Here is a 13,854-nt window from a genome sequence, read left to right as displayed (position 1 = left end):
TCAGGCGATCTGGTAAAAGGGCTTGAGAATGCACTTATTGGAATGGAAAGCGGGCAGGATAAAGAGTTTGAGGTACCTGCGGCTGAAGGATATGGCGAAGTTAATATAGACCTAATCCAAAATGTAGATTTAGAACTACTTAAGCAAAATGAGATAGAGCCCGAAGTAGGTATGGTTATTCAAACCTCACATGGCAACTGTCATGTAACTAATATTGACGGCAATGATGTGGAAATCAGTTATAATCACCCGCTAGCTGGGAACAATCTTTCATATTCTGTAAAAATCGTAAATGTGAAAAAGAAGTAATATAAAACTCCAGGCTTGCCAAAAATCATCAAATCCATATCTGAAATAGTTCTTGATAATAAATTGAGGCCTCCTATACTTTCTAATAGGAGGTAGTAAGTATGGAAACTATGCTAAGTATATTTTTAGGGGTAGGGCTGGCCGCAGCCTGCGGATTTAGAGTATTTGTCCCGCTTTTAGTTATGAGCATTGCGGCGCTTACGGGCCAACTTGCGCTTTCTCCTGAATTCAGCTGGATTGCCTCATATCCTGCACTGGCCGCGTTTAGTATTGCTACAATCTTTGAAATAGCTGCTTACTATATTCCTTGGGTAGATAACCTTTTAGATACTATAGCCGTACCGGCTGCTACTGTTGCAGGGACAATCGTAATGGCATCAGCGGTCTCTGATATGAGCCCATTTCTTCAGTGGGGACTGGCCGTAATTGTGGGCGGAGGAGTGGCGGGGACTATTCAAGGTTTTACTAGTATTACAAGAATTGCTTCTACTGCTACTACAGGCGGAGTTGGTAACCCAGTGGTTTCAACTGCAGAGGCAGGCGGCTCTGTTTTGATGTCCATACTTGCTATCACGCTTCCAATTGTGGCTGCAGTATTAGTTGTTGTAATAATCTTTTTTGCCTTTAGAAAAATTTATGGTTGGCTATCTAGAAGAAATAAATTAGAAACCCAGCACGAGTAGTATTAGAAAAGCTGATCAATTATTGATTCTGCGGCAAGCTCGCCGGAGTGAATAGTGTCTGGAATCCCAACTCCGTTATAAGCATTTCCGGCAATCTCAAGTCCTTTTAGGTTGGTCACTCTTTGTTTAATTTGTTCTACTTTTTTCACATGGCCGATATGATATTGCGGCATGGCATCAGGATATCTTTCAATCATTGTGAAATCAGGATCTGACTTTATATTCAAAATACTATTTAGTTCTTGTGTTACTTGTCCAATAATTTTAGTGTCTTCAAGCTCGCAAATTGATGGATTTAGTGCGCCGCCGACAAATGCTCTTAGCAAAACATGACCATCCGGAGCCCTGCCATCAAACTTAGTGCTTGAGTAAGAGCAAGCAATAAGTTTGATGCCTTCAACATCCGGCACAACAAACCCAAATCCATGCAGGTTGCTACCAATATTTTCTTTTTTATACGCCAAAGCAATTACAGCAGAAGACGCATGTTCAATAGAGGACAAATCATCTCCCAAAGACGGATCTATGTTATTTACCAAAGATGCAGCATGATATGCCGGCGTGGATATAATGATCCCATCGCAATTAATTTTTCGATTATTTGTTTCAATTTCCCAAGTGCTATTAGTTTTTGAAATTTTATCAACTGCCTCGTTTAAGCAAAGAGAGTCTTCGGGAAGTATGCTTGTTATTTTGTCGACTATAGTCTCCATTCCGTCATTAAAAGATAAAAACTGACTATAGCGGGCGCCGCTATCGCCCTTTATCTCACCGCTGTTTTGAAGCATTGCCCTTATAACACTGCCGCGTGTTTGCTCCATTTCTAAAAACTGAGGCATAGTTGCCTGGATACTGAGCTTTTCGGGGTCAGCGGTATAGATTCCACCAATCATCGGCTGCGCCACCCGCACTAAAGCCTCAACTCCAAAACGTCTTCTAACAAATGAAGCTAAACTCTCATCACTTGGCTCTTTTTTGGATATAAAAAGCTCCATTAGCATTCTTAACTTGCCGCTCCAAGAGAAAAGGGGGCTGGTAATAAACGGCATAATTTTACTAGGCGCTAGCATCAAAAATCCCTGTGGAACGGGTATTAAATTCCCTTTCCATAAAACACTAGTGCCCCTCATTGACTCGTTTGTTTGAATTAGCTCAGATTCAAGGCCTAGACGTTTGGACAGATCAAGAGCCCAAGGCCTTTTGGTAAAGAACATATCAGGGCCAAGCTCAATCAGATATCCATCTTTCGAAACAGTTTTAATTGCGCCGCCGAGCCTATCACTTTTTTCAAAAAGTAAGATCTCTAGTTCAAGAGCTCGTTCTTTCTCAAGCTCTTGCAATCTGTAAGCTGCGCTTAGACCTGTGATTCCGCCGCCGACTATTACAATTCTCTTTGGCATGTAGTAATTAAACCATAGTTGGCAAAGTTATAAAACTTGAGTGGGTCTATAAGAAAAGTTTAAAGCCGCCAGTAAAAGCGTATATAACCGCGGCTATAGAGAGAAAAGGACCAAAAGGCATTTGATATTTTAAGTCGCCTTTTTGAGCTATGATTATTGATATACCTACTGCTGATCCTACTATAGACGCAAGAAATATTGTAAACAGCACACCCTCCCAGCCAAAAAATGCTCCTATCATTGCCAGAAGTTTTACATCTCCGATTCCAATGCCCTGACGCTTTTTGTAAGCCTGATAGATGAGCGCTACTATCAGCAGTACCGCGCCTCCCACTATGATGCCGAATATTGAGTCTAATATAGGGACTTGTCTTAGTAGCTCAAAGAAGTTGTAGAAGCTAACACTAAAAGACTCTAAAGCACTTAAAGAGGTTTCCAAGTTCGTTCTAAGAGCTCCGAAAACTAGGCCGACGAGTATCCCAGGGTAGGTGATCACGTTTGGTATTATGAGATGCTCAATATCAATAAAAGTTATGACTAAAAGCGCTGAAAAAAGTATCAAATAAAATAGGGCCTCAATCGTGATGCCAAAATAGTAGACTGTAGCAAAGAACAAAAGTCCTGTGATCAATTCTACAATGGGATAGATCTTTGATATGTTTGCTCCGCAGTCTGTGCATCTACCCTTTAAAAAGAAATAACTCAAAATCGGGATATTATTATAAAACCTGATTGGACTCCCGCACGATGTACAGTGAGAGCCGGGATGAACAATGGATTCTTCTCTTGGAATCCTGTAAATGCAAACATTTAGAAAACTCCCTACAACTGAGCCTAGAATAAATGAAACTATGTATGTGAGGATGTCTGTGCTGAGCACTTGATTAGTCCGTTAGGTCTTTGAGAGATATTCCTTGATGAGAAGATATCTTTTGCTTTATTTCAGCCAGGGCTTCTTTAAAGTGGGTAGCAGTAATTTTAAGGCTTTTTTTGCGGTTTTTAATGTGCTCTCTTATGGCAACCATAGAGGCTCTTTGACATAAAAGCTCTATGTCAGCCCCGGAGAATCCTTTGGCCATTGAGGCAATCTCTTTTAGCTTTGCGTCCCTTGAAATTGGTTTTCCTCTGGTATGGATCTTAAGTATTTCATAGAGCTCACTTTGCTCGGGATATGGGAAGTCTAATATGATATCAAATCTTCCTGCTCTTAAGAGCGCAGGGTCGACGATATCAGCTCTGTTAGTGGCTGCCAGAATTAATACTTCTCTAAGATCCTCTATACCATCCATCTCTGTTAGAAGCTGGCTTACAACTCTCTCTGAAACCCGTGTGCTGTCCGAATCAGTTCTGCATGGGGCAAGGGCGTCAATCTCGTCGAAAAATATTATGCACGGCGCTACCTGTTTTGCTTTTTTAAACACATCTCTTACAGCGTGTTCTGACTCTCCCACATATTTAGAAAGCAGCTCGGCGCCTTTTACTGAAATAAAATTAGCACCGCTCTGGTTTGCAAGAGCTTTAGCAACAAGTGTTTTACCCGTTCCTGGAGGCCCGCAAAGTAATATGCCTTTTGGTGCTTTGGCCTCTGTGATTTCAAAAAGATCTTTATGCGTGAAAGGCCAAATTGCAGCCTCTACTAATTTTTCTTTTATTTCTTTTAACCCGCCAATGTCATCCCATGTTACTTTTGATATTTCGACAAAGATTTCTCTAATTGCGGAAGGCTCGACTTCTTTAAGCGCATCCATAAAGTCGTCCATGTTAACTGCAATAGGAGTTATCTCCACGCTTGCATTACCATTTGTTTCAATTACTTCCTCATCAAACTCTGGAAGGGTTCTTCTAAGAGCTTTCATTGCCGCTTCTCTGCATAGGTTCTCAATATCTGCCCCAACAAAACCATGAGTTAGATCAGCTAGTCTCTCAAGATCTAAATCTTCATCTAAAGGCATACCTCTTGAATGCACTCCAAGAATCTGAAGCCGGCCGTTTCTATCAGGCACATCAAGACTCACTTCTCTGTCAAACCTGCCTGGGCGCCTTAGCGCCGGATCCAATGCAGAAGGAAGGTTTGTAGCTCCAATGACCACAATATTTCCCCTATCTTTGAGTCCATCCATAAGAGAGAGAAGCTGTGCAACAATTCTTTTCTCCACATCGCCTGAGACTTTATCTCTCTTTGGAGCTATAGCATCTAATTCATCTAGAAAAATGATCGAGGGCTGGTTTCTAGTTGCAATTTCAAAAATGTCTCTAAGCCTGGCCTCACTCTCTCCATAGAACTTGTGCATGATCTCAGGGCCGTTTATTACCTGAAAATTGGCATTTGTTTCGTGAGCTACGGCTTTAGCAAGAAGTGTTTTACCACTTCCGGGAGGGCCTACTAAAAGTATTCCCCTTGGAGGGTCGATTCCCATCTTGCTGAATAACTGCGGGTACTTAAGAGGCAGTTCAACAATTTCTCTGATCTTCTTCAGCTGCTCTGTTACTCCGCCTATATCTTCGTAACTTACCTTTGAGCTGTCGAATTTTTCCTTGGGCTTCTTTTTTATGTCGAGTTTTGTGGAAGATCTTATGATCACAGAGTTTGAAGGCATTATGCCTATTACATGAAACTGCTCATCTTTTTTGCCAGGAAGGTTTACCCTAAGTTTATCTCCAACAGTGATAGGAAATCCGTCTAATCTGTCCTGAAGGTATTTATTCTCATTACCGTTATATAAAATATCATTATTGCTGGGTGCTAGGATAACTTTAGTGGCCGATTTAGAGTCAATTTTTTTTACAAAAACATGCTCATCTAGCTCAACTCTTGCATTTTGTCTTGTAACATCATCAAGCTCGATTATAGCTTTTTTAGTTTTAGACTTATCAAGCGGCATTACCCTGACAATGGTTTTTCTCTTTCCGCCTATTTCGACCAGGTCCCAAGCTTCTACCCCGATCTCTCTCATATCAGCAGAGCTCAGCCTGGCAAAACCCTTGTTCGAATCCTTTTTTTCTATCTGGCATATTTTAAGTGCTATCATAATTCGACCCTAAAAAAATAATACCGCCATCAGAATTGGGGTCAAGAACTAATTAGTCCCCAGGCGGTAGAAATATCAATTTAATTGAACAAAACCCTAATATTTATTATACTGTTTCAAAGAAAAATTAGTGCTAAGCTGCCGTGATACTCAAATCCCTTACAATAAAAGACTTTAAGTCCTACAGTTCAGAAACACTAAGTTTTGATGAGCGTTTTAATCTAATTATAGGCGAAAATGCTCAAGGCAAAACAAACCTTTTAGAAGCTATTCACTTTCTACTTAATTTCAAGCCCTTTAAGCAGCTTAGATCTGAGGAAGTAATAAATTTAAATGCATCCGAGTGTAGGCTGAAAGGAGAGGTTGAGTCGGATAATGGTTTCGATGAAGTTCATATTCACGTAAACAGCAGTCACAAGACAATAAAGATTAACGGCAAGATTGTATACCGCACCTCACAGGTATACGGCAGATATAACGTGGTTACTTTTCTTCCCAGTGATATTGAATTGATAAAAGGCTCTCCTAAGATAAGAAGAGATTATATAGATTCTGTAATAAGCACAGTTGAGCCCTCTCATCTTACAGATTTAAAAACATATCAAAGAGCGCTTAGTCAAAGAAACGCTGTACTATCTAAATCTGCATCTATTACATCTGATCAGATCGAGGTATGGGATTATAAATTGGCGGAGATCGGAAGCAAGGTGATAACTACAAGGCTTTTATATATTGATAAACTTAAGCCGATTCTATCCCGGATATACAAAGAGACTTCTGGTCTGGATCAAGATATTGATATTATATACGAAAGCTCCGAAGGCCCATCAAAAAACATAGAGAAAATATTTTTGGAACGACTCAAAGATAGCTTTCCTGAAGACAAAAGAAGGCAGCATACAACTGTAGGGCCGCATAGGGATCAGATTAGTTTCTCAATATCAGATAATGACGCAGGAGTTTATTCATCACAGGGGGAGGCAAAAAACTTAGCGCTTGCGCTAAAGGCATCAGAAATCGAGATTATCAATCAAATCACCGCTAAAACGCCGATACTTCTTTTGGATGATATCACCAGCGAGCTTGACTCGAACAGAAAAAAATTCTTGTTTAAACTTCTCAGAAAGTTTAAGGGTCAGATATTTATTACTACCACAAGCATAAAAGAGATCTTGTATAAGGGTCCAATTAGGGTATTTCGCATCAAGGACAAAACTGTTAGCCAAAAAGATGTAGAAATTTGATTTCCCTAAATGTCAGTATATTTATATACATTGCACTTTTGAGGTCGCACTGGAGATATTAATGAGCACAAAAGCTTTTCAAGACTATTGGCAACACAATGAATGCTGGGGCTGCGGATGCAGCAACGAGCATGGGCTCAATATAAAGAGCTACTGGGATGATGATAAATCCGTGTGCGTTTGGACTCCAAATCAAAATCATAAGGCGGGACCTTCGGGCTTCTTAAACGGCGGCATTATAGCATCAATTATGGACTGCCACTCTGTCAGCACGGCAATTGCTGATGCGTATAAACTTGAGGAAAGAGAGCTAAATAGTGAGCCCATTATTTGGTATGTCACAGCGTCACTTAAAATTGACTATCACAAACCAACTCCCATAGACAAAGACGTAAGTCTCAAAGCGAAGGTTACCATGAGGGAAGGGCGCAAGCTTTTAGTAGTGTGCAAACTTTTCTCGGGTGAAGAAAAGTGCGCAAGTGCAGAAGTGCTTGCTGTTAAAGTTCCTCCGGAGAATTGGTTTGATTAAGGTTTTAATAAGCGCTTTTTTACTATCATTATCTTCCATCTTTTCTTTAGCACAAGTATTTCCCCCTTCAGTAGAAGCCAAGTTAGTTTCTAACGCAGATTTGGTAGAGCCCGGAGACACATTTAATCTTGGTGTAGTTTTTGCCATTGAACCAGGTTGGCATATCTATTGGAAGAACCCTGGAGCAAGCGGGCTTGCAACCCAAGTTGATTTTTCGGTCCCGCAAGGTTTTGCTATAGGTAATCTTAATTGGCCAATCCCATCATCTATTAAAAACCCACAGGGCGGAATTGACTACGGATATGAACAATCTCTACTCCTATGGTCAAATATAAAAGTTCCAGATGGAGCAAAAATTAAGGACTCACATAGAATATCTGTAAATGTTTCGTGGGTGAGCTGTAAGGACATTTGTGTTCCCGGCTCCAAAACACTTATATATGACTTAAAACTTGGCGATGAAACTAAGCAAAATGGATCTTCAATTTTTACAGCTTGGTCAAATAAGCTGCCTACTGATATTAATAAGACTAAAAAAACATTTGATGTTAAAGTTGATACAACAAAAGTAAAAGCCAAATTATATAGAGTCAACTTAACTATACAATCTGATACCAAGCTTATGAGTCCGCAGTTTTTCCCGAATCCGGGGGAAAATATTTCAATCCAGGATATTTCCTATCAAACTCTTTCGGGAGATAAAGGCTTTGTTATATCACTTGATGTAATAGAGAAAAATAAAGGTAGTGTTAAAAATGCTGAATTAGATGGCTTGATAGTATATAATGATCAAGTCGGTGATCGTTCAGCTCTAGCAATTACGATTGATCTAGACGAAATTTAGATAGTATAGCTATTTGCATATCGGGAGGAATATAATACTGCAATGAATAATTTAGCTCTTTTTCTGTTTCGTATTTTAGTGAGTGCTGCAATGATATTGGGTCATGGTCTTGGTAAACTCTTAAACCCTGAACCCTTTATTCAAAACATAGTTAATATGGGCCTTCCGATGCCAGAAATATCAGCCTATTTAGCCATAGCTGCTGAAACTTTATTGCCGCTTCTGATTATATTTGGTCTGTTTACCAGAGTCTCAGCCTTAATTGCTGGGTTGAATATGGCAGTAGCAGCATTTGCGGTGCATCTATTGATCTTCGCAGACCCATTCTCAAAGCTAGAGCTAGCATTTCTCTACATGGTCTGTTTTCTTTTTATAGCATTAGTTGGACCCGGTGGATGGACGGTCCAAAAGTTATTTGGCACAGATACTTGATTTGCTCAATAATAATAATCAAACTAGGTTTTTATAAACGCGCTTCATAAAATCTCAATAAGAATTTTGTATTCTCATCTCTGGAGAAACTTACTATGCCTGTGAGAAAAAAGATAAAGATTATTGGCGGCGGTTTTGCCGGAGTTAAATGCGCTCTCACTCTTAGAAAGAAGCTCAAGCGAGAAGAAGCCGATATTATTTTATATAACAGTGAAAACTATCTAGTGTTCCAGCCCCTTTTGGCAGAAGTTGTCGGGGCCTCAATCAGCCCTGAGCCAGTGGCTGTTCCACTTAGGCAAATGCTTCCGGGGGTTTACTGTAGAACTGAAGATATTATCAACATCGATGTCGAAAATAACTTTGTTGAGTATCTAGGAAACCGTAACAAAAAGGGTCAGATGTTCTATGATCATTTAGTTATAGCATGCGGCTCCTCAGTTAACCTTGGAATGATACCAGGTATGTCCGATCATGCGTTCCCGCTTAAAACCGTAGGTGATGCTATTGCTCTTAGATATCATGTGATGCAACAGATGGAAAATGCAGAGATTGCTGAGGATGTATATAAAAGACAATGGTTTTTGTCCTTTGTAGTTGTTGGGGGCGGTTTTAGTGGTGTGGAGGTAGCAGGTGAAATTAACGATTTAGTAAGAGATACTAGAAAATTTTTTAGAAACATCAAAAAAGAAGAAATTAAAGTGACGGTTGTCCATTCAAGAGACCAGCTACTGCCAGAGGTGAGCTCTAAATTAAGAGATTTTACAAGAGTTAAAATGGAGCAGGCTGGCATAAATGTAATTCTAAATCGAAGAGTTTCCTACGTGACCCCAGAAGGCGTAGGTTTTGCAGACGGGACAATGATAAATGGAGCAACAATTGTGTGCACAGTTGGAAATGCCACTTCTCCAATCATACAGAAAATGGAAGCACCAAAAGAGCGTGGAAGGCTAGTTACAGAGCCTGATATGAGAGTAAAAGACCACAATAACGTATGGGCCGTTGGCGACTGCGCATATATTATGAATTCTTTTAATAACGAGCCTTCGCCTCCAACTGGGCAGTTTGCTGAGCGTCAGGGAACGCAAGCCGCTTTGAACATCGTTAGGGAAATAAAAGGAAAAGAGACTAAGCCTTTTTATTTCAAGCCTCTTGGTCAGCTCTGTGCGATCGGCGGGCAAAATGCAGTTGCGGAATTTTTGGGACTTCACATATCAGGTTTTTTAGCATGGTTTTTATGGAGATCCGTCTATCTATTTAAGCTCCCTACTTTTTCTCATAGATTAAAAGTCGGTTTTGACTGGGCTTGGGAGATCTTCTATTCGAGAGACCTTGCTCATCCAAAGTCTGATCAAACCCAGAGGGTTAGCAAATCACATTTTCAGCCAGGTGATTATATATTTCGTGAGGGTGATCCTTCAAATAACTTTTATATCGTTGAAAAAGGCGAGGTTGAAATTGTAAGACAAGCTGCAACAGATGACGAAAAGATACTTGCAATATTAGGGGAGGGCGACTTTTTTGGTGAGCTTGCCCTTTTGGACCATAGAACCAGAAGCTCTTCAGTGAGAGCTAAAACAGAGCTAGAGGTTACTGTAATGGGAAGCAAAGTGTTTGAGCAGATCTCAAGCGCGCTCAGACCTTTTAGAGATTTTCTTGCAGATGCCGTTAGGAGAAGAAGCGGCAGTATGTGGCAAAAAGTACCAGAAGTGTTTGAGATGCTAAATGCAGAGCCGCTTTCCACCTTTGTAAGGCCAGTCCTGATAAATCTGGATCCCGATGATACCTTTGAACAAGCAGTAAAAACATTGAGCGAAAAAGAGCTAGATTTTTGCTGTGTCATTGACAGCTCAAACAAATTAAAAGGCATCCTCACTAGAACGGATATATTTAGGGCCGTTGAATCCGGTGCGGAGCCTGATACAAAAGTAGAAGACTTTATGACTAAATCCCCTATAGTGATAACACAAAGTGACACGTGCACTCTTGTTGCCGCGACTATGAGGGATCATAACCTTAAATGGATCCCGGTTGTTGATAACTTGGAAAATCGTGACATCAAAGGTTATATCAGAAGAGATAAAATGATCAATTTTGTGTTGGAAAAGTTTCATGAAAGGCACGAAATAGCTTCAAATGAGTGATAAGGTCTTATTTGCTTTCATATACTACTAATCCATAAATATCTTGAATTGCATAAACTAAAAAGTTAGAATGATTTTAGGTAAGGCGGATCTTATACGACCATCAAAGGAGGTTCTTATGAACAGATTAATTATGTGCTTAGCGCTTGTTTTATTTTTATTGGTTGGTGTGGCAAGCAGTCAAGCTACAGACCTGACAACGGCGGAATTCCGTCAGATGTATGATAGCCTGCTGGCAGGTAAAACACTGGCAACACAGGTTGAGTCAAACGGTACAGTGATCAAATCAGAGTGGCAGTACGGCCAGGCAATTGATTTGGCAGAAGGAGATTTTGATATACCTGTAAAGCGCGTGATAACTAAGATGGAAAATGGCCAGATGGTTCAGAAAAAGACACTAGATATACTAGACAGGGTAAACAACCTAGGAGACTCAGCTGTTATATATGAAGAATCCCGCACACTGACAGTGGAAAACGCTGGGGATCAGCCTCTGTCAACAACAGATTCAGAGTTTCTCGGACAATTCATAACTTCAAAAAATGACAAAGGCGGTTTTGATGTTTACAACTTTGGACTGATTCCTTCAGTAGTGGTTGAAGATGGTGCTAATAAGATGGCAGCTTCTAATATTTCCTACTCATGCTATGCAGAGAATGGAAAATCTAAGTGTGTTCTAACAATTCGTGATTTCAGCTTAGGGGATTACAACCCGCTTACAGGTTTTGAGCTTGGCGAGCCGGTAGGCACAGATCACGTAATTGTTGCAGAAGAACAGGTAGCACCATAAACTATTAGTGAATATTTAGCTTTATTCACATAAATTAAATTTAACCACGGAGGTCATATAAATTGAATAAAACATTACTTCTAGTTCCAGTATTTGCAGTAGCAGCACTTTTAGGTTGTCAGCAATATACTCCTGTGATTGACCCGGGATCTGTACAAAATAGCGATAGGTATTATAGAGATCAGGCAGAGTGCAGAGCCATAGCCAAACAGGGCGCACCGGGTTGGAAAGACACCGCTAAAGACACCGTTGTCGGTGGTGCGGTTGGAACAGGAACAGGTGCTCTAATTGGAGCTATCGCTGGCGATGCAGTTAAAGGTCTTGCCTACGGAGCAGTGATCGGCGGCGTAGCAGGCGGAGCAAAAGGTATATATGATAGTGAAAAAGGTTACGAGCAGATTTACCGTAACTGCATGATCGGAAGAGGTTATAACGTTTTAAACTAAATCTAATAACAACTCATAGTATTATAAACAAGTTTCCCCTATATTGGGGCGAAGTCAGAGCGGGATTAAGCCGGAACTATCCGGCTATACTATGGGGGACGGAATATCATATTATTAAGAGGAAAAGGAGCTACAAATGTATAGATGGACATTGTTAATCATACCTATCTTTTTTCTCGCCTCATGCGGGGGCGGAATGCAGTGGAAGCGCCCGCTTCAGGAGAAACAGTCTGCTAAAGCTGCTTATGAGCAGTGCCTAATTGATTATCCCGATAATCAGATGAAATGCGATGCTTACAAAGACGCATATAATGACTCTATAAGGCAGATGAAGGGAGCTAACGAAGACCCTCACAGCGATGACGGGCTTTATGGCAGATAGGGTCTTAGATAAATTATATTGATGGATGGTTAAAGGTTTATCATCAGATTCAAATATTCCTTGGAGGATGGAAAATGAATCAGAAATACTCTTCTCATATATTTATTATTCCTGTTATATTCGGCCTGCTAATTTTCTTGCCGTATTTGGTTAGTCCATCTAATGCACAGACAGGTATCCCGCCGGGCAGCTATAAGGAAACATGCAAAGACATTCAAGTCATGACGGGTGGTCTTCTATGGGCGCAGTGTAAGAAAGCCGATGGGAATTATGAAACATCCACTCTGCGCTCTAATCAGTGTGAGGGAGATATATCAAACAATAACGGAGTACTGACTTGCAAAAAAAGACAGGGTAAAAGACCTCCTTCCGGCAGCTACGAAAGCAGTTGTAAAGATATCAGGGTTAGCGATGGCAAATTAAAGGCAAGCTGTGAGAGAGCAGACGGATCTTGGAATAATACGAAGCTTAACTACAAGAAATGCAAAGGTGATATAAGCAACAATAACGGCGAGCTTAGCTGCAGGGGCGCTGGAGGAAAGATTCCCAAGGGAAGCTATAGAGATAGCTGCAAGAACGCATACGTTGAAGGCTCTTACCTATATGCCAACTGTAAGAAGAAAAACGGAGGATGGAATAAGAGCTCAATAAACTACCGTAACTGCAACAAGGAAATTAAAAACGATAACGGAAACCTTGTGTGCGGCGGTGGGCACTCTAATTATCCTTCAGGAAGCTACAAAAAATCCTGCAAGAATCTCTATATGGAAGGAAAGTATCTAGAGGCCGATTGCAAAAACGACAACGGCAAGTGGAAGCACTCAAGCATTAACTATAAGAACTGCAACCGAGGAATATACAACGATAACGGAAAGCTTAGATGTAATAACTAGGCTATAAAGATTTGTCGGCTTTTCCAACCACGAGATCTTTGAGAGTTAGTTCACCCAATGAGGCATGAATTGCTTGTTCTAACTTATCAGTAACCTGGTCCACTTCGGGTTTTGAAAGGTGCATACTTTCAAGAAGATCGGTCTCGCTATTTACTCGAGCAGAATCTATTATTTCACTTATGGGAATATTCTCTATATCTGTTGCCGGAAGATAATAGGGCTGATCTTCGCCTATCTCTAAAATTAATTTCTTTTCTTCTAGCTGAGTTATTGCGTTATCGATTGAATCATGCGGTAGCTCTAAGTGTTTTACCAGCTTTTCATGAGTCCATTTATCTTCATCGTAGTAAAAACTTCTACCGATTAGAAACATTATCATAAGTGCCAGCTTTTCTTTTAGCTTGCTGCTTAGCCTAAATATGGTTCTACCAAGATCAAGATTTCTTAAGTTCTGGTGACAATAGGTTATCTGAGCTCCGATCAAGAATATAAGCCAGTTTATGTATACCCAGAGCATAAAGAGTATTAGTACAGCAAGACTTGAGTAAATTGATGCGTATTTTGTAGATTTTGCAACTGTAAATGCAAAGACCCACGATGTTGTTTGCCAGGCAATTGCTGCAATAAGTCCGCCAATGAATGCAGATTTGATACTAACTTTAGTGTTCGGCAGGATCACATATATAAATGTGAAAACTAAAAATACCATCAGATACGGAGCAAATTTAGCCG

15 protein-coding genes are annotated in these 13,854 nt (G+C 40.4%); 11 read left to right on the top strand and 4 right to left on the bottom strand.

Features of this window, described 5'->3' with window-relative positions; all coding sequences use genetic code 11:
• The coding region (locus AAF462_03700) for an FKBP-type peptidyl-prolyl cis-trans isomerase (GenBank protein MEM7008217.1) at positions 1-309 on the top strand (309 nt) is incomplete at its 5' end.
• A 101-nt stretch (positions 310-410) separates the two neighbouring features.
• Complete coding sequence (locus AAF462_03695) at positions 411-992, top strand: DUF4126 domain-containing protein (GenBank protein ID MEM7008216.1); 582 nt, start codon at positions 411-413, stop codon at positions 990-992.
• A gap of 2 nt (positions 993-994) precedes the next feature.
• On the opposite strand, the gene hemG is transcribed toward AAF462_03695, so the two are convergent.
• From hemG to AAF462_03680, 3 genes are read right to left on the bottom strand one after another with little or no spacing between them, the layout of a single operon-like run.
• A complete protein-coding gene (gene hemG / locus AAF462_03690) occupies positions 995-2,392 on the bottom strand; it encodes a protoporphyrinogen oxidase (protein MEM7008215.1) in 1,398 nt (465 codons plus the stop codon).
• Positions 2,393-2,438: 46 nt separating this feature from the next.
• Positions 2,439-3,272, bottom strand: a complete 834-nt coding sequence (locus tag AAF462_03685) for a prepilin peptidase (protein ID MEM7008214.1) — start codon at positions 3,270-3,272, stop codon at positions 2,439-2,441.
• 4 nt (positions 3,273-3,276) lie between these two features.
• Entirely contained in the window at positions 3,277-5,421 is a 2,145-nt protein-coding gene (locus tag AAF462_03680; protein ID MEM7008213.1) for a CDC48 family AAA ATPase, read from the bottom strand.
• 143 nt (positions 5,422-5,564) lie between these two features.
• Between AAF462_03680 and recF the strand changes: the two genes are divergently transcribed.
• From recF to AAF462_03635, 9 genes are all read left to right on the top strand, one after another.
• Entirely contained in the window at positions 5,565-6,665 is a 1,101-nt protein-coding gene (gene recF / locus AAF462_03675) for a DNA replication/repair protein RecF (GenBank protein MEM7008212.1), read from the top strand.
• A gap of 61 nt (positions 6,666-6,726) precedes the next feature.
• Positions 6,727-7,194 (top strand): PaaI family thioesterase, encoded by a 468-nt coding sequence (locus tag AAF462_03670; protein ID MEM7008211.1) that lies wholly within the window; start codon positions 6,727-6,729, stop codon positions 7,192-7,194.
• Entirely contained in the window at positions 7,187-8,038 is an 852-nt protein-coding gene (locus AAF462_03665) for a protein-disulfide reductase DsbD domain-containing protein (GenBank protein MEM7008210.1), read from the top strand. Before AAF462_03670 ends, AAF462_03665 begins: the two co-directional genes overlap by 8 nt.
• Positions 8,039-8,080: 42 nt before the next feature.
• Complete coding sequence (locus AAF462_03660; protein MEM7008209.1) at positions 8,081-8,470, top strand: DoxX family protein; 390 nt, start codon at positions 8,081-8,083, stop codon at positions 8,468-8,470.
• A gap of 95 nt (positions 8,471-8,565) precedes the next feature.
• On the top strand, positions 8,566-10,611 hold the full coding sequence (locus AAF462_03655) for an FAD-dependent oxidoreductase (GenBank protein ID MEM7008208.1): 2,046 nt from the start codon (positions 8,566-8,568) through the stop codon (positions 10,609-10,611).
• A gap of 118 nt (positions 10,612-10,729) precedes the next feature.
• Positions 10,730-11,401, top strand: a complete 672-nt coding sequence (locus AAF462_03650) for a hypothetical protein (GenBank protein MEM7008207.1) — start codon at positions 10,730-10,732, stop codon at positions 11,399-11,401.
• Positions 11,402-11,463: 62 nt separating this feature from the next.
• Positions 11,464-11,847, top strand: a complete 384-nt coding sequence (locus tag AAF462_03645) for a YMGG-like glycine zipper-containing protein (protein MEM7008206.1) — start codon at positions 11,464-11,466, stop codon at positions 11,845-11,847.
• Positions 11,848-11,983: 136 nt separating this feature from the next.
• Complete coding sequence (locus AAF462_03640; protein ID MEM7008205.1) at positions 11,984-12,229, top strand: hypothetical protein; 246 nt, start codon at positions 11,984-11,986, stop codon at positions 12,227-12,229.
• A gap of 74 nt (positions 12,230-12,303) precedes the next feature.
• Positions 12,304-13,122 (top strand): CVNH domain-containing protein, encoded by an 819-nt coding sequence (locus AAF462_03635; protein ID MEM7008204.1) that lies wholly within the window; start codon positions 12,304-12,306, stop codon positions 13,120-13,122.
• A 1-nt stretch (position 13,123) separates the two neighbouring features.
• Here AAF462_03635 and AAF462_03630 read toward each other — a convergent pair.
• Positions 13,124-13,854: YhjD/YihY/BrkB family envelope integrity protein (locus AAF462_03630; protein MEM7008203.1), on the bottom strand; the 731-nt coding region annotated here is incomplete at its 5' end.

The sequence above is a fragment of the Thermodesulfobacteriota bacterium genome (assembly GCA_039028315.1).
Classification (GTDB): Bacteria; Desulfobacterota_D; UBA1144; order Nemesobacterales; family UBA2774; genus CR02bin9.
This window is presented reverse-complemented; position numbering and strand designations above follow the sequence as displayed.

Coding starts and splice junctions, on each gene's coding strand:
- AAF462_03695 (MEM7008216.1), top strand. CDS start 411: ATGGAAACTATGCTAAGTATATTTTTAGGGGTAGGGCTGGCCGCAGCC.
- hemG (MEM7008215.1), bottom strand. CDS start 2,392: ATGCCAAAGAGAATTGTAATAGTCGGCGGCGGAATCACAGGTCTAAGC.
- AAF462_03680 (MEM7008213.1), bottom strand. CDS start 5,421: ATGATAGCACTTAAAATATGCCAGATAGAAAAAAAGGATTCGAACAAG.
- AAF462_03670 (MEM7008211.1), top strand. CDS start 6,727: ATGAGCACAAAAGCTTTTCAAGACTATTGGCAACACAATGAATGCTGG.
- AAF462_03660 (MEM7008209.1), top strand. CDS start 8,081: ATGAATAATTTAGCTCTTTTTCTGTTTCGTATTTTAGTGAGTGCTGCA.
- AAF462_03655 (MEM7008208.1), top strand. CDS start 8,566: ATGCCTGTGAGAAAAAAGATAAAGATTATTGGCGGCGGTTTTGCCGGA.
- AAF462_03650 (MEM7008207.1), top strand. CDS start 10,730: ATGAACAGATTAATTATGTGCTTAGCGCTTGTTTTATTTTTATTGGTT.
- AAF462_03640 (MEM7008205.1), top strand. CDS start 11,984: ATGTATAGATGGACATTGTTAATCATACCTATCTTTTTTCTCGCCTCA.
- AAF462_03635 (MEM7008204.1), top strand. CDS start 12,304: ATGAATCAGAAATACTCTTCTCATATATTTATTATTCCTGTTATATTC.